The 2564-nt window shown below is 38.3% G+C and carries 1 protein-coding gene; it reads right to left on the reverse strand.

Annotated features, from left to right (window positions below; genetic code table 11):
- Positions 1–2564, reverse strand: a 2564-nt coding sequence (locus QZV68_RS08765; RefSeq protein ID WP_296880615.1) for a right-handed parallel beta-helix repeat-containing protein, incomplete at both ends; no start/stop codon positions are given.

Here is a 2564-nt window from a genome sequence, read left to right on the forward strand (position 1 = left end):
AGTGTTCCTGTTGCGTCATTTGGGAGGATGGCTGTGATTATGACATCTTCACCATAGTATGTGCTGTTTATAGGATTGACTGATATGGACGGTTCTGCTTTTTGAACTGTAAGTGTAATATGGAGGGTAGCATTTTTGTAGATTGCATCTCCGCTGTATGTGACTGTAACGTTATAGGTTCCAGCATTCAGGCCGTTTATGCTACATGAACTGTTGTTTACTGTCCTGTAATATGTTCTATTGCCAACTTTAAAAGTTATGTTTCCTGTGGTATCGTTTTGAAGTGTGACAATGATTAATGCTGCATTTCCATAGGTAATGTCGTCGCATGAAACTGTCATTGCAGGATTCTTTTTGAGTGATGTGATGTTTAAAACATTTGACTCGGATGCGTAAAACTGCGCAGTGGCATTGATTTTTATTTGAAGACGGTACTCTCCAGCTTCTTTTGGAGTAAATGTGAATTTTGAGTTTTCTCCTTGAATTGTTTTGTTAAACTTGCCGTTAACATATAAGTCAAATTCTCCACCTACCATAAGCATATTGTCTATTGTTATTCTAATTGGTGTTATTTCAATTTCTCCTCCAATATAACAAGTGGAATTTGTGGCGGTGATTGTTGTATTTAGTATGGTTTTCGGGGAAAGGGTTCGAGGAGTATTTCCGATAAATGTGCAGTTTGAAACGTTTCCATTGTACACTGCACCTGTACCAGTAATTTCTGTAGCAGTGTTGTTTTCAAAGTGTGAAAATCTTATTGAAGGGTTATTTATTTGTTCGCAATATATTGCCCCTCCATCTTCACTAAAACAATTTATGAATTTTGAATATTGTATAGCGCCGCTATCCCTTGGCCAGTAGATTGCTCCTCCATGCTGTTGTGCACTTATGTTGTTGAATGTGCAGCCTGTTACATTTCCATTTTCTCCGTCCAAGTGGATTGCTCCTCCAGTCAACTTGGCATTTGTGTTGGTGAATGTGCAGCCTGTTAATATTCCATTATCCCCCAACAAGTAGATTGCTCCCCCACTAGTTGAAATTGTATTTTCGAATGTGCTGTCTGTTATGTTTCCATCGGTTCCTTCCCAGTAGATTGCTCCACCTTGGGCACCATTAGTGTTGGTGAATGTGCAGCCTGTTAATATTCCATTATCTCCCTCCAAGTGGATTGCTCCTCCATTATCTGTTGCATTTGTGTTGGTGAATGTGTTGTTTATTACGTTTCCATTTGTTCCTCTCAAGTAGATTGATCCTCCAGTGGTATTTGAAGAACAATTCTCGAAGGCATTATTTTTTATAATTCCGTTTTCTTCCTGCAAGAAGATTGCTCCTCCAGCATTTCCTGCAGAACAATTGACAAAGTATGAATCACTAATTTGGGATGACACATATCTAAGGGATCTAATTGCTCCTCCATCGAGCTTGGCATTTGTGTTGGTGAATGTGCAATTAAATATTATTCCAGTTTCTCCGTCATCAAAATAGATTGCTCCTCCGCTGGCCTCTGTATTTGTGTTGGTGAATGTGCTGTTTGCTATAAATACATCATGTGTGCCTATATAGATTGCTCCTCCATCGTTAATTGAATTTGTGTTGTTGAATGTGCAGCCTGTTACATTTCCATTACTGCCCTCCAAGTGGATTGCTCCTCCGGAACTACTTGCATTGGTATTATTAAAGGTGCTGTTTTTTATAATTCCGTCATCCCCTTCCCAGTAGATTGCTCCACCCTTGAGATTTGCATTTGTGTTGGTGAATGTGCAGTCTGTTAATATTCCATTTTCTCCTGTGTATGCCCAGTAGATTGCTCCTCCATCATCATCTGCAGTTACATTATTAAATTTGCTGTCTTTTATTATTCCATTTTTTCCTGCCCAGTGGATTGCTCCTCCAAATCTCAATCCAATTCCTGCTTTGGATCCTGTAAATGTTGAATTCAGTATGGAACCTTCATTTCCATTCCAGTAGATTACTCCTCCTTCTGCACGTGCAAAACAATTCTCAAAGTATGAATTTGAAACACGGCTATATGCACCATCTATGTAAATTGCTCCTCCTTTGTTTGTTGCAGAACAGTTTATGAATGTACCTTCTGCAATAATGCAACTGCCGTATTGGGCAACCGAAATTGCTCCTCCATCGGTACCTGAACAGTTTATAAAGGTACAGTTGATGATTATACAATAATTATTAATGCGAATTGCACTATTGGCTCCGTTTTTAAAAATTATATTCTTTAAGAGGGTTCCATTACCATTGATATTGAAAATAGGTGCGCCGTTGCTGGCGTCTATTGTAAGTCCTTTACCGTCAATGTGTTTTCCAGTTGAAATGTTTATTCCTGAACTTAAATTACGATCTTTTTCACTATCATATTTGTAGTTTGAGGATAATTCAATTTCATCGCCGGAATTTATATCATTATTTAAATCAGTAAAATTTCCAAAAATTATAGGAGTTTCACTTAAAACACTTTCTGATGAATCTTCACTTAACTTTAACGTTTCTGACGTCGCATTATCATCTGCCGCACTTGCCGCTCCCACAGCAAGTATTGCAAGAAG

Origin of the sequence: uncultured Methanobrevibacter sp., from assembly GCF_902801725.1 — an archaeon.
Classification (GTDB): Archaea; Methanobacteriota; Methanobacteria; order Methanobacteriales; family Methanobacteriaceae; genus Methanocatella.